The sequence below is a fragment of the Paenibacillus sp. H1-7 genome (assembly GCF_022354825.1).
Taxonomy (GTDB): domain Bacteria; phylum Bacillota; class Bacilli; order Paenibacillales; family NBRC-103111; genus Paenibacillus_S.
The window spans coordinates 4374719-4397976 of the sequence record NZ_CP031168.1 but is presented as its reverse complement, the minus strand read 5'-3'; the positions used below and the strand labels follow the sequence as shown (position 1 = coordinate 4397976).

Annotated in this window: 19 protein-coding genes and 1 pseudogene; 15 read left to right on the top strand and 5 right to left on the bottom strand. The window is 44.8% G+C overall.

Translation table 11 applies throughout. The features are described 5' to 3' along the window. The first annotated feature begins 326 nt into the window (after positions 1-326). From DVH26_RS19500 to DVH26_RS19475, 6 genes are all read left to right on the top strand, one after another. Complete coding sequence (locus DVH26_RS19500; RefSeq protein WP_379452719.1) at positions 327-1295, top strand: ABC transporter permease; 969 nt, start codon at positions 327-329, stop codon at positions 1293-1295. Positions 1296-1351: 56 nt separating this feature from the next. Beyond that, positions 1352-2191 carry a carbohydrate ABC transporter permease gene (locus tag DVH26_RS19495; RefSeq protein WP_239635429.1) on the top strand — a complete coding sequence of 280 codons (840 nt, stop codon included), beginning with the start codon at positions 1352-1354 and terminating at the stop codon, positions 2189-2191. Positions 2192-2220: 29 nt separating this feature from the next. After that, positions 2221-3735 (top strand): extracellular solute-binding protein, encoded by a 1515-nt coding sequence (locus tag DVH26_RS19490; protein ID WP_239624327.1) that lies wholly within the window; start codon positions 2221-2223, stop codon positions 3733-3735. Between the two features lie 20 nt (positions 3736-3755). Beyond that, positions 3756-4562, top strand: a complete 807-nt coding sequence (locus DVH26_RS19485; RefSeq protein WP_239624324.1) for a sugar phosphate isomerase/epimerase family protein — start codon at positions 3756-3758, stop codon at positions 4560-4562. 24 nt (positions 4563-4586) lie between these two features. After that, entirely contained in the window at positions 4587-5750 is a 1164-nt protein-coding gene (locus tag DVH26_RS19480; RefSeq protein ID WP_239624322.1) for a Gfo/Idh/MocA family protein, read from the top strand. Positions 5751-5947: 197 nt separating this feature from the next. Next, positions 5948-8188, top strand: coding sequence for an AraC family transcriptional regulator (locus DVH26_RS19475; RefSeq protein WP_239624320.1), 2241 nt, complete (start codon positions 5948-5950; stop codon positions 8186-8188). 219 nt (positions 8189-8407) lie between these two features. On the opposite strand, the pseudogene DVH26_RS19470 reads toward DVH26_RS19475, so the two are convergent. Next, positions 8408-8716: pseudogene (locus tag DVH26_RS19470) on the bottom strand (MogA/MoaB family molybdenum cofactor biosynthesis protein); the annotation flags it as partial. Positions 8717-8919: 203 nt separating this feature from the next. Here DVH26_RS19470 and DVH26_RS19465 point away from each other — a divergent pair. Both DVH26_RS19465 and DVH26_RS19460 read left to right on the top strand, forming a co-directional pair. After that, complete coding sequence (locus tag DVH26_RS19465) at positions 8920-10665, top strand: ABC transporter ATP-binding protein (protein ID WP_239624317.1); 1746 nt, start codon at positions 8920-8922, stop codon at positions 10663-10665. A gap of 50 nt (positions 10666-10715) precedes the next feature. After that, complete coding sequence (locus tag DVH26_RS19460; RefSeq protein ID WP_239624314.1) at positions 10716-12830, top strand: ABC transporter ATP-binding protein; 2115 nt, start codon at positions 10716-10718, stop codon at positions 12828-12830. Positions 12831-13576: 746 nt separating this feature from the next. Here DVH26_RS19460 and DVH26_RS19455 read toward each other — a convergent pair. Together DVH26_RS19455 and DVH26_RS19450 are read right to left on the bottom strand one after the other, a co-directional pair. Then, positions 13577-14023 (bottom strand): hypothetical protein, encoded by a 447-nt coding sequence (locus DVH26_RS19455; protein WP_239624311.1) that lies wholly within the window; start codon positions 14021-14023, stop codon positions 13577-13579. A gap of 313 nt (positions 14024-14336) precedes the next feature. Next, a complete protein-coding gene (locus tag DVH26_RS19450; RefSeq protein WP_239624308.1) occupies positions 14337-15116 on the bottom strand; it encodes a nuclear transport factor 2 family protein in 780 nt (259 codons plus the stop codon). A 194-nt stretch (positions 15117-15310) separates the two neighbouring features. On the opposite strand from DVH26_RS19450, the gene DVH26_RS19445 reads away from it, so the two are divergent. From DVH26_RS19445 to DVH26_RS19430, 4 genes are all read left to right on the top strand, one after another. After that, on the top strand, positions 15311-15916 hold the full coding sequence (locus DVH26_RS19445) for a TetR/AcrR family transcriptional regulator (protein WP_239624306.1): 606 nt from the start codon (positions 15311-15313) through the stop codon (positions 15914-15916). A 154-nt stretch (positions 15917-16070) separates the two neighbouring features. After that, positions 16071-16373: an ArsR/SmtB family transcription factor gene (locus DVH26_RS19440; protein WP_239624303.1), complete on the top strand. Its 303-nt coding sequence runs from the start codon at positions 16071-16073 to the stop codon at positions 16371-16373. 132 nt (positions 16374-16505) lie between these two features. After that, a complete protein-coding gene (locus DVH26_RS19435) occupies positions 16506-17720 on the top strand; it encodes an MFS transporter (protein WP_239624300.1) in 1215 nt (404 codons plus the stop codon). A 328-nt stretch (positions 17721-18048) separates the two neighbouring features. Beyond that, positions 18049-18171, top strand: coding sequence for a DUF4261 domain-containing protein (locus DVH26_RS19430; RefSeq protein WP_239624298.1), 123 nt, complete (start codon positions 18049-18051; stop codon positions 18169-18171). Between the two features lie 820 nt (positions 18172-18991). Here DVH26_RS19430 and DVH26_RS19425 read toward each other — a convergent pair. Then, on the bottom strand, positions 18992-19666 hold the full coding sequence (locus DVH26_RS19425; protein ID WP_239624295.1) for a TetR/AcrR family transcriptional regulator: 675 nt from the start codon (positions 19664-19666) through the stop codon (positions 18992-18994). A gap of 146 nt (positions 19667-19812) precedes the next feature. Between DVH26_RS19425 and DVH26_RS19420 the strand changes: the two genes are divergently transcribed. The 3 genes from DVH26_RS19420 (at position 19813) to DVH26_RS19410 (ending at position 22389) form a co-directional block, all read left to right on the top strand. Beyond that, positions 19813-20571, top strand: coding sequence for an SDR family oxidoreductase (locus DVH26_RS19420; protein ID WP_239624293.1), 759 nt, complete (start codon positions 19813-19815; stop codon positions 20569-20571). A gap of 148 nt (positions 20572-20719) precedes the next feature. Beyond that, the gene (locus DVH26_RS19415) at positions 20720-21583 is read left to right on the top strand and encodes an SDR family NAD(P)-dependent oxidoreductase (RefSeq protein WP_239624290.1); all 864 of its coding nucleotides are present in this window, start codon (positions 20720-20722) and stop codon (positions 21581-21583) included. 365 nt (positions 21584-21948) lie between these two features. Then, positions 21949-22389 (top strand): hypothetical protein, encoded by a 441-nt coding sequence (locus DVH26_RS19410; RefSeq protein ID WP_239624288.1) that lies wholly within the window; start codon positions 21949-21951, stop codon positions 22387-22389. A gap of 328 nt (positions 22390-22717) precedes the next feature. On the opposite strand, the gene DVH26_RS19405 is transcribed toward DVH26_RS19410, so the two are convergent. Next, entirely contained in the window at positions 22718-23188 is a 471-nt protein-coding gene (locus DVH26_RS19405; protein WP_239624285.1) for a MarR family winged helix-turn-helix transcriptional regulator, read from the bottom strand. Between the last annotated feature and the right edge of the window lie 70 nt (positions 23189-23258).

Below are 23258 nucleotides of genomic sequence, written 5' to 3'. Positions count from 1 at the left end.
TGAACAGCCCCAACTTGATCTAAATTGGGGCTGTTTGTTGTGTAATAACACTACTTGCCATTACACCGCTATCCTTCCAAAAAAATAGTGAATGTACAGGTATTGCTTGCTGGGAAAGCGGCTAGCTCCCGAAACAAACTAGTAAACGAATGTGCCGAAAGTTAATTTAAGGACTTGATAATTAAGTGGAGAACCATAAATAGAACTCCTGGATGAGAATAAGAACTATACAACATATGGAAGTTAACGTACGATGTGCGTAGTTCTTCATAGTGGCGCTGCAGCAAATGCTTTTGGTTCTATCTATTAAAGAGAGGTGAAGAGATTTGCAACAAACTACTTTAGGAGATAAGCAATTAACACAAATCCATTCTGTTAAAAAAGGGAAGATAAATACTGTCCTGACCCGTCTTAGCCGAGACAAATATTTATATCTTCTCGCCGCACCTGGAATATTGTATTTTTTGATTTTTAAGTATATTCCCATTGGCGGAGTAGTCATTGCTTTTCAGGAGTACTCGCCGTTTAAAGGAATCCTGCATAGTAAGTGGGTGGGCTTCGAAAACTTCGAAAGGTTTTTCAGTAGCAGCGAATTCTTGAAATTATTAAGAAATACAATGGTCATTAGTGTTTTAAACCTAGTTTTTTTCTTCCCTGCGCCCATCATTCTTTCTTTGCTTCTCAATGAAGCAAGAAACAGCAAGTTCAAAAGAACTATCCAAAGCATCGTATATTTGCCACATTTCTTTTCCTGGGTGATCGTTGCGGGGATCACGTTCCTGTTGTTTTCCCAATCCGGAGGCATTGTAAATGGCGTCATTCACATGATGGGTTACTCTAAGATAGACTTCTTAACGAACGAAAATTACTTTTGGGTGATGCTGACCCTGCAGTCCATATGGAAGGAAGCAGGCTGGGGCACCGTCATTTTTTTGGCAGCCATAGCCGGGGTCGATCCTGCGCTTTATGAAGCGGCTAAGATGGATGGGGCTAACCGACTCCAGCAGGTGAAGCATATCACGATGCCTGCCATACAAAATGTAGTTATTACATTATTAATTCTAAGAATGGGCCATGTTCTGGATGTAGGCTTTGAGCAAGTTTATCTCATGATGAACAGTGCAGTGACTGATGTTGCCGATGTATTCGAAACCTACGTGTACAGGATGGGCATACAAAATGGACAGTTTAGCTTCACTACGGCGGTTGGACTGTTTAAGTCTGTTGTAGGACTTATATTGGTAATTGCAGCTAACAAATTGGCTAAGACATATGGCAAGGAAGGCCTATATTGAGGGGGGTGGAGACATTGAACAATAAATGGAGCAGTAGATTAGCAGATGCAGCCGTTATGTCCATGCTGATTATAGCTGGAGTAGTCACGATCCTGCCATTCCTTTACATTCTGGTTATATCCTTTACCGACCCCTCTGAATACATCCGGACTGCCGGTCTCATCCTGATCCCGGAGAAATGGTCGCTAATTAATTATCAATACCTGTTGTCAACCAATACGTTTCTAAGAGCGATGGGAAATAGTGCCTTCTTGGCTACAATCGGCACTGTATTGAGTCTTGCTGTAACCTCAAGCTTTGCTTATGCCTTATCGAGGAAAAGATTGATGGGAAGAAAAGTCATGTTGATGCTTATTGTGATTGCAATGCTTTTTAACCCCGGTATCATCCCACCATATCTGCTTGTGAAGAACTTAGGGCTGATCAACAGCATGTGGGCACTAATCATGCCTGTACTGACAACAGCTTATTATACATTTCTTATGAAAAGCTTCTACGATAGCATTCCACCCGGCTTGGAAGAAGCGGCCAATATCGATGGATGCAACGATTTAGGAATTTGGATGAGAGTGATCCTGCCGATCTCTTTGCCCTCTCTGGCGGCCTTCGGTCTATTTTATGCGGTTGCTTATTGGAACGTATTTTTTTCCGCGATTCTTTATTTGAACGATTTCAAAAAGTGGCCTTTACAAGTATTGCTGCAGCATATGCTTATCGATTCATCAACCAGCGTAGGTGGGGAATTAGCACAACAAATTTCCTCCGAGCAAACCTTGCCTCAGGAAACTCTTAAAATGGCCGCAGTTATTGTGGCAACAGTACCTATTATTATGGTGTATCCTTTCCTGCAGAAGCATTTCGCCAAAGGCGTCATGGTAGGTTCTGTGAAGGAATGAATATAAAATTTACAAATGGAGGTAATAGTATGAGCAAGAAAAATGCAGTTATTAAACTGTGTTCCCTGCAAGTCTCATTAGCTTTATTGTTAGCTGCATGCGGAGGAGGCGGGGGAGAACAAGCAAATTCAGTGGAACAAGAGGGGGGAAAACAGGGAAAACCAACTCAAATCAGCATATTGTCGTCCTTTTATTCGCAAGAACCACCCTCAGAAGACAACCCAATAATAAAAGAAATCGAAAAACGGACGAATACCAAGCTGAACATTGCCTGGACATCATCCAACAACTATACGGATAAATTAAATGTGACGTTGGCCTCCGGTGAGCTGCCGGATTTAATCTTGACAACCGACCCTCTCAATTCATCGGTTATTAAGGGTATGGCTGCTCAAGGAGCCTTTTGGGACTTGACCAATTTGTATAAAAATTATCCGAATTTAGCAAAGTTTCCTGAAGAAACCTGGAAAAATTTGGCCTACGCGGATGGACATAACTATGGTATACCCCGGGTAAGACCGGTCTATGGCCAGAACGGGTTAAGCATCCGCAGAGATTGGCTTGATAAACTGGGCTTAAAAATGCCGACCAACATGGATGAACTCTACGAAGCGATGAAGGCATTTACCAATAACGACCCCGACGGAAACGGGAAAAATGATACGTATGGAGTCATTTTAAATATAAGAGCTTTCGAGAACGTTTTTAATAAAACTATAGGCGACTGGAAAGTGCAGGATGGAAAGCTGGTTCCTACTGTTTACTTATCAACAGAAAAAGACGCGCTTATGTACGCCAATAAATTGTATAAAGAAAAGCTGATTCCCGAAGATTTCCTGATGCTTAAACCGAGTCAAATCCTGGATATGTTAAAGGCAGGGAAGGCTGGTGTCGCCACACAAGCCATAGATCAGGTTTGGAATATAACAGCCGAGCTTAGAAAGCAGAAGCCTGACGCTTATATGGAGCCGATTGTTTCATTAAACGGAGTGAGCGAGACAGAAATCGGCTCTTTTGGAATGTTTCTGATTCCCAAGACCGTTCCTGAAGCGAAGTTGAAGAAAATTATGGAATTCATGGATTACGGGGCTTCCGCTGAAGGATCGGATCTTGCGAATTTCGGCTTTAAAGACGTTCATTTCGTTGAAAAAGACGGCTTTAAAATCCCTACGGAACAGGCTGTAAAGGACAATGTATCCCAACAAGCGTTTGGTCAAATTTTTCTTAGCTACAACAAATATCTAAAAGCGTATGTTCCGGGAATTCCGAAGGAGTACTATGACCGTCATGTAAAAATAATGGATGAGCGGGCAAAAAATGCGGTTAATGATCCGTCGGTCGGTGTGGATTCCGAGGCCTGGATTAAGTTCTGGCCGGAATACAACAAAAAAATTACCGATATGAAGCTGCACGTGATTATGGGCAAGGAACCGATAGAAAAATGGGATGCGTTCGTCAACCAGTTAAAAACGGAACCGAATTTTACTAAAATTGTTCAGGAGATGTCAGAGTCATACGTAAAGAGAAATTCAACCAAAAAATAATGCTGAGAGGCGGTATTGGAATGAAAATAGCTTATACCACATTGTCTTGCCCGAATTGGACCTGGGAACAAATTTTGAACGAAACCACACGTTTAAAATACGACGGGATTGAGATCAGAGGCATGGAAGGGGAAATGTTCCTGCCCAAGGCAAGGCCCTTTCTCCCTGAGAATCTGGAAAAAACTTTGGAGCAACTTCATTCAATGCAGATAAAAATAATCGGTTTGAATACATCCTGCCAATTCCATGACCTTGATAAATTCGATGATTTTATTGCAGAAGGGACAGCACATATAGATCTAGCACAAAAGCTAGACGTACCCTATATAAGAGTTTTTGGGAATAAGGTGCCGGAATCTTCCCAAAAGGAGCAAATTATTGAGAGGATTTCAAGAGGCTTACAAGAGCTTTGTGACTATGGCTCGGAAAGAAATGTCCGCATCCTTTTGGAAACCCATGGGGACTTCTCCGATCTGGATAATATGCTGCCTGTACTGGAGAAGGTGAACAGTGCCTACTTGGGCGTGCTGTGGGATATGGAGCATACGTACAAAAGATACGGCAATACCATTGAACCGTTTATCGAGAAGATCTCTCCCTATATCGAGCATGTCCATGTTAAAGATACCAAAAAGGTCAACGGCCAATTCCAGCTATGTTTCATTGGCGATGGGGAAGTTCCCATTAAGAATAATATTGAATTGTTAAAGAAATATGGTTACACAGGATACTTATCGTTGGAGTGGGAAAAGAAGTGGCATCCTGAGCTTGAAGAACCGGAAGTTGTACTGCCAGCATTTATACAATACATCCGAGAGTTCGTTTAAAACGAGGAGGAGGAGGAGTTAGAAATGACTATGAATACAAGTGTAAAAATAGCCATCGTTGGAGTAGGGGCAATGGGATCGGGTCATATCAAATATCTACGGCAGCTCCAGACTGCCGGAAAGGTCGAAATTGTCGGTGTTTGTGATGTAATTAAGGACAGAGCTGATAAATTTGCCGAGGAGCTGCAAATACCGGCTTATTATAGCCACACAGAACTTCTCGACAAACCGGGTCTTGAAGCTATTACGGTGGCGACACCCCATTATGATCATCCTTCAGTTGCTATCGATGCATTTAACAGAGGTATTCACGTGCTTTGCGAGAAGCCTATCGCTGTCCACTTAAACGATGCGAAGAAAATGATATCTGCTTATGAAAGAGCTAAAGAGACATACCCTGAGCTTGTCTTCGCCATAATGTTTCAGGAAAGAACGTATCCGTTTCATAAGAAGTTAAAGGAAATTGTCCAAAGTGGGAAGCTCGGCAAGCTGATTCGTGTTACTTGGATCAATACACAGTGGTTTCGCCCGCAGTTTTATTACGATAGCGGCGACTGGCGGGCGACTTGGGCCGGAGAAGGCGGGGGAATTCTGACCAACCAATGTCCGCATAATATGGATCTTTATCAATGGTTATTCGGAATGCCTGCGAAGATCAGCGGTTTTGTTAACATTGGGAAATATCACAATATTGAAGTTGAAGACGAAGTGACGGCCTACTTTGAACATGAGAATGGAATGATCGGACATTTTATTGCAACCACGGCCGAGACGCCCGGAACAAACCGTTTTGAAATTGTAGGAGAACACGGCAAGCTGGTTTATGAGAATGAAAAGCTTGTCATGTATCAAAATCAGATGTCCGTATTTGATTTCATTCTGCAATCGAAAAGCAAATTCGGCAATGTTGAAAGCTGGTATACAGAAATTCCTGTAGAAATAACTCAGCCTAAAGGGCATCTCGTTGTTATCGAAAAGTTTATTAACGCTATTCAAAATGGAGGCGGCGAGTTAGTAGCTCACGGTACAGAAGGAATCAATGGGTTGACTTTAGCCAACGCCATTATGCAATCTTCATTCACTGAAAGCAAGATTGTATTGCCCCTGGACGCCGATGCTTATGAAAATAAGCTGAAGGAATTGATACAAACCTCAAAGTATGTTATACCGCCAATCACGCGGCTGTAGAGGAAGTTATGATATATTCGTTTTCAAAGAGTTAAATAGGATTGAGGACTGACAATTTATAGCGCTTAAAACCCTGCGGATTACAAGTCCTAAAGATCCGCAGGGTTTTTGTTAATCCCTGTCCAATACAAACTTGACGATAAGCTAATGGAGGAATACCTTTAGATAAGATACATCGGCGACAAGGAGGGATGACAATGCTTCGTGGTCTGCTGCCGCAGCAATTGCATTTACGAATGTTTATATATATGGCCTTAGCGTTCACTGTGACCATTTATATATTTTCTTATATTTTAACTAGGCAATTGACTAATAATGCAATAACTGAAATTGACCGCCTGACTCTGCAGCGTATTGCGCAAGTTAAGGACAACACCGACTTCACGCTGCGAAAACTTAAATTATATTCCGTCCGTATTTTTCGGGATCAGAATGTAAACGGTTGGATGACCGCTTCGGAGGTTGACTATTGGGTTTTTAAACAAATGGAATTGAGCTTGACGGATTACTTGGGTATTGAGCCATTTATTCAGTCCGTAAATGTGATTAATCCCTCCATTAACCGTATGTACGCTTCGGATAAAGGTCTGACTAAGTTAACTGACGAGGAGAACATAGAATTTCTTGAACAAGTTCGATCGGAAAAGAGTCAAAACCTAAACCTGCGAAATTACGAGATTCAAGGCAAAAGTTATTTGTTATTGGTCGTGCGAGATGTAATTGATAGAGGGGAGAACAACAGTAAATTGGCGGTGCTGCTGGATAAGGAAAAGCTGCAGCAGTACATCCTGCAGATGAATAAGCAAATCGCGAATGATGTGTTCATACTGAACGGGGAAGGGGAATTGATGCTGGGGAATGTTTCGGATGAAATGCTCAAGAAGGTAAGAACGTTAAGTTTAAACGGTAACTTAGGGAAATCTCATTTTTCGGTTGATGGCGAGGAGTGGTCATTACGTTATCAGACGCTAAGTATTTCGGGTTGGAAGATCTTTCATCTAACCTCGCTTGAAACGTTAAATCAAAGTATTTCCGTCACCAGATGGACGATTTTACTTTGCTTCAGTCTGCTTGTTCTGATTATCTGGATGATACTTTATTGGTATTCCAGAACCAATATACGCCCCATAGGTACTATGCTGCAAGCTATTCAAGTGCGTATCGGTCAGCCCTATGTCCCTTCCAACACCGTGGAAACCACAGTAAGCATCACTTCCGGTATCGAATCGCTTATTAACAAAGTGGAGCAAATGGATCGTTCTATCAAAGATAGTAAATCATTAATCAAGGAGGAGCGGTTGCGCCAATGGATACTTAACGGCTCGCTTTCGGAACGTTATAAAAAAGAGTGGTTTCAAGAGATACCGGTGCTTGCCGCGGGTTCGATCCGATTAGCGGTTTTAAGGATCCGGTATTATGCTGCATTCTGTGATAAATATGATTTTCCTTCAAGAAAGCTAATGAAGTACGCCATCGGCAATATAGCTAATGAGGTCATGAGACAATATGGCTTAGCCGGAGAGGCAGTCGATATTGGAATCGATCACACCGTTCTAATATTCCCTGACACAAAGAAGAAAGAAAAAATCGATGCTATGCTTCAAGAAATCAAATCAAATATTGACCAATGGCTGCATATCGGAGTTGTTGCAGCGGTCAGCGATCCTAAGGCTTCGGATGAAGCACTGCTCCAGAGCTACGAATTGGTTATGGAGGCATCCATGCTTAATTTTATTGATGGCAAAGACCGTGTATATTCGGAGAGTGATCTAAAGCAGTTTGAGGATAGGCCAAATTATCTTGATGAAGATGTGATACGAGAGCTCGTTGCTTCTGTGCGTATCGGTAACTTGCTAGCTGTTAAAGGATATTTGGAGCAGCTGGCTGGGGATATGAAGGGAATGACTTATTCGGAATGCAAAATGCAGCTTGTACATTTAATATATGAGTTGATGAAAAGTTTTAAAAAGCTAAACACTGTAAAAGGAATGGAAGGAATTGAGCATACACTAAATCAATTCCATCATTTAAATGAAGCATTCCATTGGATTGAAACGTTCCTGCATCAAATTGTTGACGATTTAAAACAGCGGTCAACTAATAATCGAAAAGAAGAAATTGTTACAGAAGCCGTTCAATATATTCGGAATAATCTACATAACCCCATGCTGAGTGTGGATTCCATTGCGGATCATACATCGGTCTCAGTCAGCTATCTTCGGGCCGTGTTTAAGGAATGGATGGATTGCCCGATATCGGACTTTATTTCAAATCAGCGTTTGGACCGGGTAAAGGAGCTTCTTTTAAGCACTGATTTAACTGTAGCGGAAGTTGCAGAACAGGCTGGTTTCCAAACGAAAAGCCACTTCTTCACAACGTTCAAGAAGGTATTTGGAACAACGCCTATCCAATTTAGACAGCAGCAAAAAATAAAGTAAGTAATGCGGTGCATACGTACACGGCAATAAGCTGATGATTCGAAATACTTGGGCATAACGCCCGTACTGGCGAATGTAGACGATGGCTTCCTTCTTTTTCGCGATAAAAAGTGAAAAGGAAGGATTTTTATTATGTTAACAAATAAACTGAAAAGAAGATTAAAATCCGAACAGCATATCGATGAAAAAGATAAGCAAGTAAACAAAAAAGCAGTATCTCTACTGCTTTCCTATTAAATCCTTATAAATTTGATGCATGTCATGCCTAAGTTCGGGAATGATGTTTTTCATGAGAGCGAGCTTAACAGCCCCGGACGATCCAGGAATAGAAAAAATAGCCTTATCATTATGTACTCCGGCGACTGCGCGGCTCAGCATGGCAGCAGCGCCAATGTCCTCGGTATAGCTTAGAAAGCGGAAGATTTCGCCGATGCCCTGCAGCTCTTTGTCAAGAAGATCGCGAACCGCCTCATAAGTCGTGTCCTGTCTGGTGATACCGGTTCCGCCGTTTAGCAACACGGCTTCCACAAGCGGATTGTCCTAAAAACAGTGACTTCGACAAAAGTAAGATGAAGCGGATAATTCATTGCGGACCTCTGTGCAAGGACGTCGATAGGAGTTTTTTCTCATAACGATAAAATCCAATGCGCTCTCTCAATAAATTATGGTATGGTAAGAAGAGAATTGCTTTTTTTGGAATATATTTGGCCTTAACTCTTAGGAGGGGAAACATGTCCTTTATTACGAGATTGTCGTGGTTTTTTAAGCAGCAGTGGGGGAAATATGCAATGGCCATTGCTCTGATGGCTTTAGTCAACATATTGAATATCATTCCGCCCAAAATGATTGGCAACGTCATCGACCAAATCCGTACCGGAACGTTGACCGGAGAAGAGCTCCGTCAAAGCGTCCTGCTGCTGATCGGTTTGGCGCTGCTCTTGTATGTGATGGTTTATATTTGGGTGACGACGCTGTTCGGCAACTCGATTTTGCTGGAAAAGCTGCTGAGGGGCCGACTTCTGAAGCATCTGACGAAGATGTCGCCCTCTTTTTTTCAACGCAATAGTACGGGGGAATTGATGGCGCTGGCTACGAACGACGTATTGGCTATAAGCCAAACGGCGGGTTATGGCGTTATGACGCTGGTCAATACGCTGGTCGGAACGGCTGTGGTCCTGGTGACGATGATTTCCCTGATTAGCTACAAACTGATGTTGGCGGCGTTAATTCCGATGCCTTTCCTTGCGTTGGTTATAAGCATGCTGGGCAAACAGATGCGTAAACGTTTCGTCGCCGCTCAAACCTCGTTCGGCAGGATGAACGATCAGGCACTGGAATCGATCTCCGGTATGAGGGTCATCCGTTCCTATGTACAGGAAGAGCACGACATAGACACCTTTGATAGAGTGACCAGGGACGTCATGGAGAAAAATATCCGTGTGGCGGCGGTCAATGCCTTGTTCCACCCATCAATTTCTCTAATTGTGGGGTTAAGCTACGCTATCGGTATCGGGTATGGAGCCTATCTCGTATTTCATAACCAAATATCGCTCGGTCAGCTCATTTCGTTCAACATTTATTTGGGCATGCTGATTTGGCCTATGATCGCTTTCGGCGAGTTTATTAATATTTTGCAGCGGGGGACCGCTTCGGTTGACCGTTTGTCGAAGAGCTTTGAGCAGCAGCCCGACGTCCAGGATGCGTCGCCAACGGTTTCCTTGCCGTTTCCGGGGTCCATCGTTCTCGAGCGGCTATCCTTCCGTTATCCCGGATCCGGTACGGACAGCCTGAATGAAATATCGCTCCGGCTTGAGCGAGGACAGACGCTTGGTATTGTTGGCCGAACCGGTAGCGGTAAAAGTACGCTGCTGAAGCAGCTGCTACGGCAGTACCCTATAGAACCGGGCCGCTTGTTCCTTTCACAAACACCTATAGAACAAATTGCGCTGTCCCAGCTCCGGGAGTGGATTGGGTACGTACCTCAGGAGCACTTGCTGCTGTCGAAGCCGATCTGGGACAATATCGCTCTCGGCAGGCCGGGGGCGGAGGAGAGAGACATATGGAAAGCGATCGAGATGGCTTCGTTCCAACAGGACATTGGGCACCTTCCCGATGGCTTGGATACGATCGTCGGCGAGAACGGGGTTATGCTGTCCGGTGGGCAAAAGCAGCGGGTAAGCATTGCGCGCGCCTTGCTAATCGATCCGGAAATTTTGATTCTGGACGATTCGCTCTCGGCTGTTGATGCGCGTACGGAAAGTGCGATTTTGGCCAACCTGCGAATAGAAAGGACGGGCAAAACGACATTCATTGCAACGCACCGGTTATCTGCGGTTATGCATGCGGACTGGATTATCGTGTTGGATGAAGGGCGGATAGTAGAGGAAGGCACACACGAACAGTTAATGCTGCTCGGAGGCTGGTACAAGGAGCAGTTCGACCATCAGCAATTAGAAGCGAATCTGGCGGAGGCTTGAACGGGCTGAACCGTTATTTGTTTGGAAAAGAAAAGAGAAGGAAGTGAATCATGACACCGAAACCAACGGTTGTAAGGCGGTTAATGTCCTACGCCATGCTGTACAAGATGCGGATAGCAGCTGCGCTGCTGGTGCTCTGCTGTGCGGTTGGAGCCGAGCTGGCGGGGCCTTATATTGCCAAGACCATTATCGATAAGCATATTAACAGCGTTCAGCTGCCATGGTATGAGGGGGATGTCGGGCAGCAAGTCCCGGAGGGTCTACGCACAGTCGAGCTGAACGGGAAACGATACAGCAGAGCCGACTGGCTGGCTGCCGATTCTTCGGCAGGCTCCTCTATTACGAGCTCGGCGCAGTGGAAAGAAGTGAGGTTCATGCAGCTGGAGAGAGGGATGTATTTAATTAATACAATGTCCCGATTTGACGGCAGCTGGTCTCTTGCACCCGATTCCAGCGGGCTGGAGGGATCGCAGCAGGTGCTGGTGCAAGTCGTTCGCGAAGGGGCCGCTCCAGAGATAATTCCTGCACGCAGGCTAAGCGGAGCCGAGGTGGCATCGCTCTACCGGTATGACGTAGGCGCGGTGATCCGATGGCTATCTCTGTTCGTCGGTTTGCTCGTTACGGCCAGTCTCCTTCATTACGTACAGGCATTCACCCTGCAGTCGACCGCCCTCCGGATTATCCAACGGATGCGTATGGATCTGATGCGGCATATTCAGCGTATCCCCATCCGGTATTTTGACAGTACGCCTATTGGACAGGTTGTATCTCGAATCGCGAACGATACGGAGGCGATACGGGACCTGTTCATGAGCTTTATGGCTACTTTCGTAGTCAGTACCATCAATATTGTCGGCATTTATATAGCGCTGTTCTTGCTTGACGTCCGTCTCGCGCTCGTCACGCTGGTGTTCATCCCGCTGTTTGCAGTCGTCATGGTGGTGCATTTGAAGTTTTCCAAAAAGTATGTGACTGTCATGCGGGCACGCTTAAGCGATATGAATGCGATGATCAGCGAGTCTATCGCAGTGATGCCGATCCTGCAGGCGTTTCGCCAGGAGAAAGCCCGTTTGGACGAATTCGAGGAGCTGAACGAGGACCGGTACCGCAACAACGTCAAGCAGTTCCGGGTATTCTCCCTTTCCTCACGCAACTTCACCGGCTTGATCGGAGCCTTGTTTACGGCAGGGACGATCTGGTATTTCGGCGGCCAATCATTGCATACGGCCATTTCGTTCGGTGTTTTTTATGCGTTTATCGATTATTTGGGCCGCTTTTTTCAACCGATCATCGGCATCTTCGATCAGCTGATGAATGCCCAAAGGGCTATTGTATCCGCCGAAAAAGTGTTTCATCTGCTCGATCTGGAAGGCAGGGAGCTGGAGGATGCTGTCGGAGTGGCGAGACCGGAAGGGCATGTTGCGTTTGATAACATTAGCTTTGCCTACAAGGAGGGGGAGCCGGTGCTTCGTAACATCACATTCGAAGCCAACAAAGGCGAGACGGTGGCTCTTGTAGGACATACAGGCTCTGGCAAAAGCTCTATCATGAACTTGCTGTTGGGCTTTTACGAGCCGACGGAAGGTGAGATTCGTATCGACGGCAAAAGCATTGCCGGAATGTCCAAGCAGCAGCTCCGTAAGCACATGGGCATCGTACTCCAGGATCCGTTCTTGTTTGCAGGGGACATCAAGTTTAACGTAAGTCTGCACAACAAGGACATTGATGAGAGCAAGGTCAAGCAGGCATTGGTGGATGTCGGAGCAGCTGGCTTCATCGAGAAGCTGCCCGGCGGATACGACGAGCCAGTTGTGGAGCGCGGAAGCACGTTGTCGGCAGGCCAGCGGCAGCTGATTTCATTCGCCCGCGCGCTGGCCTTCGATCCCGCGATTCTGATTCTGGACGAGGCGACGGCCAGCATAGATAGCGAGACGGAGGGCCTGATTCAACAAGCGCTGAAAGTAGTCAGCGAAGGGCGTACGACCTTCGTTATCGCCCACCGTCTATCGACCATACGGGAGGCGGATCTGATTCTCGTCCTGCATCGCGGGGAAATCGTTGAGCGCGGCAATCATGAGCAGCTCATGCAGCTGCAGGGCCGATACTACCGGATGTATCAGCTGCAAAAGGGTGGGGAGAAGAGCACTGCAAATCGGGCGATATAGACCTAGGGCGATGAGAAAGCAGGCAACAGGTGAGGGGGACCTCCAGATTGCGGGTGCAACCCCGAACTGAAAGAGGGATGAAGACATTGTTTCAATCGAAAGCAAAAATTCATATGATATCGTGTTAAAACTACATTCATTCACAGAAATGTTGTGGGGGATCGAGCAGGTGTTAAAGGAGAGGGAAGTAGAATGTAAAAAACGACGAATTGAAATACACCAATAATGATGTTCAGGTGGGATGAAGAGTTCCGCTCAAACCCTAAAACTGATTGATAAAAATCTCAGAGTCTAGCGAAATCGGTTTTCCTAATCATCATCAAAGCTTTATTAGACGATACGTCGATACATGTTGTGGTTGACGATTATCTGTGGAGCGGCAACGGACAAAAACATTTGAGCAATTCGAAACAAAATAATAAATAATAGAAGTCGTTCATTTTAACTGAGCGACTTCTAATATTTAAAGCAGCATTATTCAATTAACTGGGACAGAATGTGGTATTTCTCAGTAGATTCTACACTTCTCAAAACGAGTTGTTGTCGGGGGACAAGAACCTTATATCATTCCCGATTGCAATTTTATCTGGATGGAAATAGGTGTGATTTAACTCTGAAGCAATTGCAATCAATACTTAAAAGAAAAGGATTCGTTTCTCTTTCAAAAGAGATCATCTCCTTCCCACATACTAAGTTATGCTTGAGCGAATATAAAATGAGATGGGCACCCATAGGCGCATCACTTCTTACGTAAAATAGGATGAAAAGAGGGGGAAGGGAATCATCGCAAATGATGCTTCCAGAGCATGCGAGCAATATCTTGAGCTCATGCAGCGGCCCGCGTTCGCCAGTTCCATGCCGAACCACGACGAAGCCATCCATATGGTGAAGCCCGACGCTATGCCGGCGATCGTCATTCCTCCAATAGCTTGCAGCGCGCTAACTGTCCATTTTCTTGAACCCGCGGCGACCGCCTTCTGGTTAGCCAGGAACAAGACTACTCCGGTCACCAGGCTGCCGATCCACAAGATCTGGATCAACAAACCCGGCGCATTCCCCGACGCATTATTCAACCCCGGTGGATGCACGACTTCCTCCTGAACGTTCACCGGTGTCATTAAAGCTCTAGCCGATTCAACTGGAATTTGAATTTGCTCTGTTTGCTGTCCGATCTGCCCAAGCAGCAGCTGCAACAGTTCCGGCCACCGGGAGCTCCTTTGGCTTCGATCCAAGCACCGATCCCATCATCACTACCCCGAATACGGTCAACACGATCAGGACGAGCACTAATCCAAGCCACATCATTTTTGTGTCAGTATTTTAATGATCCTCTCCCCCCCTCGTCATACGGTAACTTCATTGCAATGAACGAAAATAGCGTTGCTGAAGCAACGCTTCTGTATCCATTGGACTATAAAATTTACCATTCAAGTACATTCGTGAAGCAAAAGACATCACCGTAATTAAATTCGGCGATGTCTTTCTTGCGATTCAGCTACACAAACTTCAAAATCTACTGTTCGAATTTTTTCGTTTTTCTGCCGGCAAGATGGCCTCGATTACGTCCCAATGCTCAACGATCTTTCCATCCTCTACGCGGAACAAATCGTAGAAAGCGGTATGCTGACCATCAAATAGACCTTCACTCACTGTAAGAACAAAATCGCCTTGCCCGATTACTTGATGGACATGAGTATATTGAAACTCAATATTTTTCTCCTTCAGAGCCTGCAAAGCAGCGTAAAGGCCGGAAAGACCGTCCGTAATATGCGGGCTATGCTGAATGTAGTTATCTCCATCAAAGTAAGAGGCAAGCAGGTCGGGGTTCTTCCCAAGCAAGATGTTTTCAACATAGCTTTTGACAAATGCTTTGTTGGCATCCGTCTTGTCGATATCCTTAATCGTAACCGGTCCGTCAATCATCGTATGATTGCTTGGTGTCTTTTGCTCCATCTCTTGCAAATTGTCCCAATGCTCGACGATTAGTCCATTCTCAAAACGGAAGATATCAAAGGCAATTTTAGGGCCGTGAAAATCATATACAGAATGAAGAGCCACATAATCTCCGTCGACTAAAGTACGCTTAATGCTTACCTTTATACCAATTTCCTTTAAATGATCAAGTGCACCAAGCATGGCTTCACGACCATCGGGTAAGGCCTGGTTGTGCTGAATATATTGATCTGGATGAACGTAAGCCGTAATCGCTTCGAGGTTGCCGTTCTCAAAACTTTCCAGCACGGCGACTGCCTTACGAACAAGCTCATTTTGATGGTTGAATGTCATTGGATAATCCTCCTTAGAGTTCTTAGTCATTTGATAAATAATGAACAATTAGTTGTTTATTTATCTGTTGCTCATTATAATGGAGGTTAATATAACGCTCAATATTCAATATTTTTAGTTTTGAAGTATAACAGACAACTCAACAAACTTTGTCGCTTATCGACTCTAAATAAATTTAGGGGTGAACGAAAACAATGAACAAGAAAACCGACCTTAGAATACTGCGCACGAAACAATCGATTCGAAAGGCGTTTTATGAGCTTATTCAGGAAAAGGGATATGAAGCGATAACGATCCAGGATATTGCCGATCGGTCTATGATCAATCGAAACACTTTTTATCTTCACTACCAAAACAAACCTGATTTATTAGATACATGTATGAATGAACTGTTGAGCGAATTAAAGGATGCAGTCGTTCTTTGTCCCATCAGCATGAATCCTTTCAGTATTTCTGTACTCGAGACAGTCATGCAAACTGTTTTGGAACATATTTCTCTAAATATGACCTTTTACCATTCCATGTTAATTGAAGAGAATAGAATCTATCAGTTTCAAGCGAAAATGGAGAATATCATTAAAGATAAATTAATTGAGGGGTGGATACCTGCTCAGGGAAACTCTTCATTAGCGATATCCAAGGAATTGCTGATCGAATACCTCGGATCGTCTTTCATGGGGATTGTAATTTGGTGGATCAAAAACGGTAAACCCCTTCCTGCAGATGAAGTTTCATCTCAATTTAGTAAAATCGTTGCCTACGGGCATTTAAGAGCTGCCGGCATCGCCGTCGAAAAATAAATTTAGCGAGGGTAGAAGGAGCAGGGATCATAAAAACAACCGAAAACGGTGAGTATCGGAACAAAAAATATTGGATTAAGTTTATAACTCCTCGTAAACGCTTCAAGAATAACATGTTATTGACATATCGGAAAATGTAGATATAATAAATGACATGGATCCAATTGAAGTGTTCAAGGCGTTGTCTAACGAGTCGAGGTTACAGATTTTACAGTGGCTTAAGGAGCCCGAAAAACATTTTGTGCCCCATGAAGGAGTGGATATGAGGGAAATCGGGGTATGTGTCAGTCAAGTGACGGATAAGTTGAACATGACACAGTCAACGGCTTCGCAGTATTTGTCTATTCTACAACGGGCCGGACTGATTCGAACCGAACGGATCGGCAAATATACGTACTACAAACGAAACGAAGAGAAAATAAGCGACATAGCTGCTTTCTTAAATCAGAAACTCTAATCTGAACTGAATACCTCAAACGTATTCAGTTTTTTTTACCCCGATAAATCGACATATTACGATATGTAATTATATAAAATAATCCTCATATCGTTAACGATTAAAACAACAAATAAAGGAGAAGTGAATGTATTGTCTAACACGTGGAGAATCTATTTATTGGCTTTAGTTACTTTTTTGGTGGGTACATCCGAGTATGTTATTTCCGGCATCTTGGATAAGATCTCGGATACAATGGGTATTTCCGTTACTTCTGCGGGGCAGTTGGTCACGATTTTTTCCTTTGTGTACGCCATTAGCACCCCGATCCTCATGGCGTTGACTGCTAAGGTGGAAAGACAAAAACTGCTGGTTTGGGGGCTGGGTATCTTCGTAATTGGGAATATTCTGTCTTTCGTTTTGCCTGGCTATTCATCGTTTCTCGCAGCTCGGGTCATCATGGCTCTAGGCGCGGGAATGGTCGTGGTAACCGCCTTGGACGTTGCCGCGAAAACCGCCGCCCCTAGCAAACAAGCCAGCGCGATTGCTACCGTGGTGATGGGCTTTACGGCTTCCTTGATTATCGGCGTGCCTCTTGGACGTATCGTTGCAGCACTATTCGGATGGAAATCCGTTTTTGGCATATTGGCACTGGCCGGTCTGGTGGCTATGTTCGTTCTGTACGCCATCATCCCTCGAGTTCAAGGGGATAAACCGATTCCGTTGTCCGAGCAACTTGCCTTCTTGAAAAACGGAAACGTAGCGTTAGGGCTAGCGATTACCTTTTTCTGGCTCGGCGGATACTCGATCGCCTACACCTACATTTCACCGTATCTACTTGATGTTGCCGGATTGAAAGAAGGAATCCTGAGCGGAGTGCTGTTGGCGTTCGGCATCGCTAGCCTGGTCGGATCCAAATTCGGCGGTTTCAGCACGGATAAATGGGGGGTATTCCCGACACTGTCAGGGGGAATGCTCTTGCACGTCATAGCGCTGCTTCTCCTCTCTCTAACCGTTACCTATACGCACTCGTGGCTGCCGATTGTCATCCTCCTGATCTTGTGGTCATTTGCGGCTTGGTCCTCCGGTCCAACGCAACAATTCAATCTGGTTCGGATTGAACCGAATTATTCTGGAATCATGCTGAGCCTGAACCAATCCATGATGCAATTGTCCATGGCTGCGGGTGCTGGACTCGGAGGCATCCTGGTCGACCGGGTGTCCTTGTCATCGATCACATGGGTCGGGATGGTTGGAGTCGCTATTGCGATCGTGGTGGTGTCGCTATTGAAGATGCGAATGAATGCCAGCAGTCAAGGTGCCGGAGAGTATCCTGGGATGAGGTCTGAAAAGGCATCCATTAAATGAATTGGAGTTGAACCTGATTGCAAACGACTAAAATGCATCATCTTCAGGTTTTCGGAAGATGATGCATTGCAACTAAATGACAAGAGGAGACCCGAATCATAAACAAAGGTCAGGTTGTTAAGCTCCCTCGATATGATTCAGTTTCCTCACTCAGACTCATGAATTCGCAGTAATTCATCGAATGCTGCCGTCATAATAATGACTGGGCACCCAATGCCGGCGAACAACGGTTCATGGGACCGAAGACAGCTTGATCGATTCGCTCGGCCTCTTTGCACCCGGACTTTCGGATGGTTAGTACCACTTTCATACATTGGATCTGAACGACGTGTCACGGCATGCATTCAATGCCACAGCCTACTTGTTTGAAGCGGATGTTCCGGTGAGCGACGGCGAGACGATCACCGGCTTGCTGGACGGGGAGATGACGCCGGACGTGCATTGGCCTTGATGGTTCGAAATGGCGCTGGTGGCCCGATCCAGCCGACTGAACCGTCATCTTTATACTAACATTCCTGCAATAGGATACGGCACGAAAATGAGCTGGCGGTACGTTTCCACTAGAGCGTGTCTTCAAAACTAAGATAGCGATAACGTAAAGGGATTTAAGGAATCAAAGTTTATCCATTCTGAGGACAAGAACTTGATTCCATTGACGTAAAGGACAGTGCTTGTTCAATCATCTACAGACCTTGCCTTAGCTGGGTAAGAGGGAGGCGGTTACACCCCTCAAACGAATTACTAATCCGTAATTGTCTCCGCGCCAGCGAGTGATTCCTTCATTTATTGTTTGCATTGGATTCGGTTCGGATAGAGAAATCGCCCGGGCAATATGTCCATCCGGCCGTGCTGTAAGTCAAAAAAATTAGTGGTGTAATATTCAACGGCAAAGCCTGAGATAACTTTGCCGTTGAATTACGCCAATACTGCACTAGGAGAGACAAGAGGATGTAAGTCGAACACTATAATTTTTATAGCGAAGGGATTCCTAAAGGGGAATTCCTTTTTTCTTGACGCCCTTCGACGTATACTCATTTTCATCCTTCTGATGGTGCCGCGGAGCGGCGTGATTGTCTGTAGGCAATTACTGATTATGAATTGAAACTTTTATTCGTTGTTCTTAGTTTTAGCGTCCGCCCTACATTTATCATGGGAGGTTACATTCATCAAGGTGCTCATGCTTCGTCCTTTCATGTTCAGCGTAACACTCAACTCTTATGGGAAGACGTCTAGCAATGTAACCACAACGGAATCGGATATGGACTCTTCACTTATGAAATGGCTTGCAAAATATTAACGATCCTCCTTTCAATATTGGAATTGTCTATGATCTTCAGATATTCAGGTTTTAGCAATTGATACTGCTTCATGTAGTAGAAATCCATAATCGCTTGTTTCAAAGTGATATCGTACTGAATCGAAAATGACGGCTCAATAAAGCGCCGCAGCACAGCGTCATCTTGAACCATAAACAAAACGGCATTCAATCTGTTGAAAATCTGTTGCTCCATACCGGATTCAAAAAAAGTTTGTAAGCTTTTATTCCGATTTTGTAGGGCAACGGACAGATTCTCAAAATGGTGTGGATAAAATTCCTTCAGGTCTTGCAAAAACAAATCAGAGATATACGTGGCACACATCAAAGATTGTAAGAATGTTAGTTGAAAACGATCCAAAAAAGAGACGGAATCGTCTTTGACAACGGTGTCAGCCTTCTTTGAATAATCAATATAATAATCCACGACTTGTTCAATGATGTCGTCTTTGGAGGAAAAATGCTTATAGAGTGTCACTTTGCTGATATCCATATATTTTGCGAGATCATCGACTTTCAGTTGGCTGAATTTTGTTTTTCTTATAATGGGTTTTATTTTCTCCACATATGTATCTACACTCACTGCTTTTCTCACGGATAAGTGCCTCCCTTTGATGCCTATGAAATTCATTATAACAAATTTGCTGTCTTTTATGTATGAAAATTATTAAATGAACTAATTTAATTAATTTCGTTTACTTATTAAATTTATTGTTGTATAATCGCTCCTGTACCTAATCATCCGATTACGGATTATACAAAGGGAGGACGATTCAAATGGAACAATTCAGTAAGGGCAAATTCTCTGACAAAAAGGTCGTGATCACGGGAGGTAGTAGCGGAATCGGCCTTGCGACGGCGAAGTTGTTAGTGGATGAAGGCGCACACGTTCTGATTACTGGACGTACTCAGGCGACGCTGGATGCGGCTCGTGAACAACTCGGCAACAACGCAATCGCGTTCTTAAGCGATGCCGCCTCATTAAAGGATATCGCCGCGTTAGCCGATCGAGTGAAGGCTGAATTTGGAACAATAGATGCCCTGTTCGTTAACGCTGGTGTCACAGGGTTTGTCCCTTTCGAGATAATGACCGAAGAAAAGTACGACGAGATACTTACAATCAACGCCAAAGGACCGTACTTCACCGTGCAGAAACTCGCCCCGTTGCTAGGTACAGGTAGTGGGGTAGTCCTTACCACCTCAATCGTGAACGTAGTAGGGATCCCGATGCTCAGTGCTTACTCAGCTAGTAAGGCGGCGCTGCGCTCCATGACCCGAGGTCTGGCACGTGAGTTATTACCTCGAAAGATTCGCGTCAACGCAGTCAGTCCCGGCATCATTGACACAGGTATCATGGAAAAGTCTATGCCGAAAGAAACTGCTGAGCAGACAAAAGCACAGATGAGACAGCAGATCCCAATGCTGCGTTTCGGCGATCCAGTCGAGGTCGCCAAGGTCGTTGCATTCCTGGCATTTGAGGCCACCTATACCACCGGGGCTGAGTTCCCTGTCGACGGAGGCGGCTCCCAGATCTGAGCACTCTCCGTTCGCAACTGGCTCGGGGCTTCCGCTCATGAGCCGCTGAATTTGGCGTTCGCGCCAGCTACGGAGAATTAAATACCCTGCCTCCGACTGATGTGCGCAAATAACCGGTGAATATTCTGGAATATGAGGAGGGCATTCATTGAATACGAACCAGCGAGAACATATCGCACTGATTACAGGCGCAAGTAGTGGGATCGGGCTGGCATTGACCCGAAAATTGCTGTCGGAGAACTGGCACGTGATTGCTTTGAACCGGTCGGATTTTCCAGCAGACGATAGATTTATTCAAAATCATCTCAAAGAAAGATGGCTCCGAGCCTATAAAGTGAAGGATCTTACCGATTATGGCAGCTTAAGATACACTTTGGAAGAAATCAAAAGCAAGGAGCAATGGATCGATATTTTGTTCAACAACGCCGGAGGAGGCTTAAGTGAGCTGCGCTATTCGAAACAAGGTCGCGAAATGCATTATGAATTGTTGACGGTCGTTCCTTATATTATTCTGATGGAATTGAAGGAGCTGTTGAAAAACGGCCGCTTAAAAACGGTGATTAACACTTCATCACAGGTGTTTAGATTTACGAAGGAGTTTACGATCGAAAACTTAGAGCATCCCAAAACCTTCCGCAAAATGTTTGGCCCTTATGCAACTTCAAAGCTGGCGCTTTCGTTGTGGACTCAAGCCGTGGCACCGCAGCTTGCCAAAGAAGGCATCAAGATCCGCAGCGTTGACCCGGGAATTAACAACACTCTAAGAAAAGGAAAAGATTCCGGACTGACCGCATGGTTTGAACTGTTTATGAAGTTTTTTTCCTCTCCGCCTACTCATGGCGCTAATCTATTATTTGAGGGAGCCCTCGGCAGACATAACAATGAGACCGGCGTGTTTCTGTTTAAAGATCGGATTGCAGACTTGAAATTTACAGAGCATGCGCAGCGTGTGCAGGAAAAAATATCCGATATCTATAGCCATGAATTTCTTGGCGGGAGTGTTCAACGATAGCGCAGAAAACATATCATGAGGCCACCGCAATTAATTAACCGGGTGGCCTCACTCCGCCGGTTAGGCTATAATCAGAAGAATCAATGGTCTGCGGGCATCGTGGATTATTGCAATTTGACTTTGTCCTTGAAGGTCGACAGCCATGAACGATCCTTCCGCAGACCGCATCAAGATCACGTCAGGTTTCTGGACTAGCCTGAGGGGGATAGGGGTAGAACCCATTGATGTAGCGCGCCAAGCACGTCTACGCCTAACGGATACGATAGTATAAAACAACAAACGCGGCTGCCGGCATAGATCGGCAGCCGTGTTACGCTAACGGGAGATTAGTTGAAAGACCCTACCCATTATTTAAGGAGCTAAATATGATGAGAGATTACCGAGCATTTTATTCATCATCTGAACATTGTTTAAAATTTCTAATGATTTACCCCCTTGAAAGCGAAAGAGATATAAATGGCGAATTGCAAATAAACGAATTGATATTCGAAAAACGTCCTTTTATTGATGAAATACCAACAATACATTGTACAAGTCATCCGTTTAATGGTTTCATAAAAGATAGAGAGATAATATTGACTTTCACAGGGGAAGCAAAGGAAGCAAAATCGCTAAATCCTAATTGGAAAGACCCGATGAGTGGGGTTATATGGAAGGGAGCTTTAGGGTCCGAGGAAATTGTTTTTTCTAATGAAACATTTAACGAACCCGTATATTTTAGAGTTTTAGAAGATGATGAGGCTTATCACCGGATGCTCGTGGACTTAGGTGAGAGATTATTAAGTTTAAATAACCATAATGATTGAACTGACGGGTACTTTAGATCAATTCCATTCAGGAGCAGTTTGCCGCCGCGGCAGCTGCTCTTTCTGTCATTAAGCTAAAAGGCAGTTATCTTCAATAACCACATAGGATCAAAGGAATTTGTCTGCATCTGAACCGCCTATACTGGGCGTTATTTTCGTTCCATTTCTCGCCACCTCACGGAACTTGAAGCGTATATTATAAGATTTCTAATAGAAACTGCTTGCTTTTAAAGCCAGAGAATGTTGCGGTACCTTGAGGGGGAATTTTGCTTTTGGAAAGCAAAAGCCCCCTCCATCGTTTTGGTGGAAGGGGCTTAAAAATACGCGGTCATGGCGTTGGGGCATTATAAGATGCGGCAGATCCTTTTTTTGTTCTTTCCGCCAGCCTCGTAATCGACTCCACGTCTTGATCGGTTAATTGATCCAGAAAATGTTTGCGTATGGCCATGGAGACGATGGGACGGGCATCATTTAAGGCTGATTTGCCAATGGGAGTAATGATGACCTGAACACCGCGATCGTTGTCTAATGGCTTCCTCATCACCAGCCTGCGTTTCTCCATCCGCGTCAGATGATGCGACAATCGGCTCTTATCCCAGTCCATGGATTCGGCCAGCTCCTGTTGGCGAAGGCTGCCGTCCCCCAGAAGGTCTAACCGATCCAGTACTCCATAATCGCCCTCTGATAGTCCGGTTTGATCGGACATCTCTTTGATTACGCGACCGAAGATGCTGTGAAAGGTGCCTTTCCACTTATACCATAATTGAATTTCTTCTTCGTTCAGTTCGCTCTTATTCATGGAATCATTATAGCATGGTTGACGCGTCAACTACAATATGATACTGTTGTTTGAGGTTGATACGTCAACT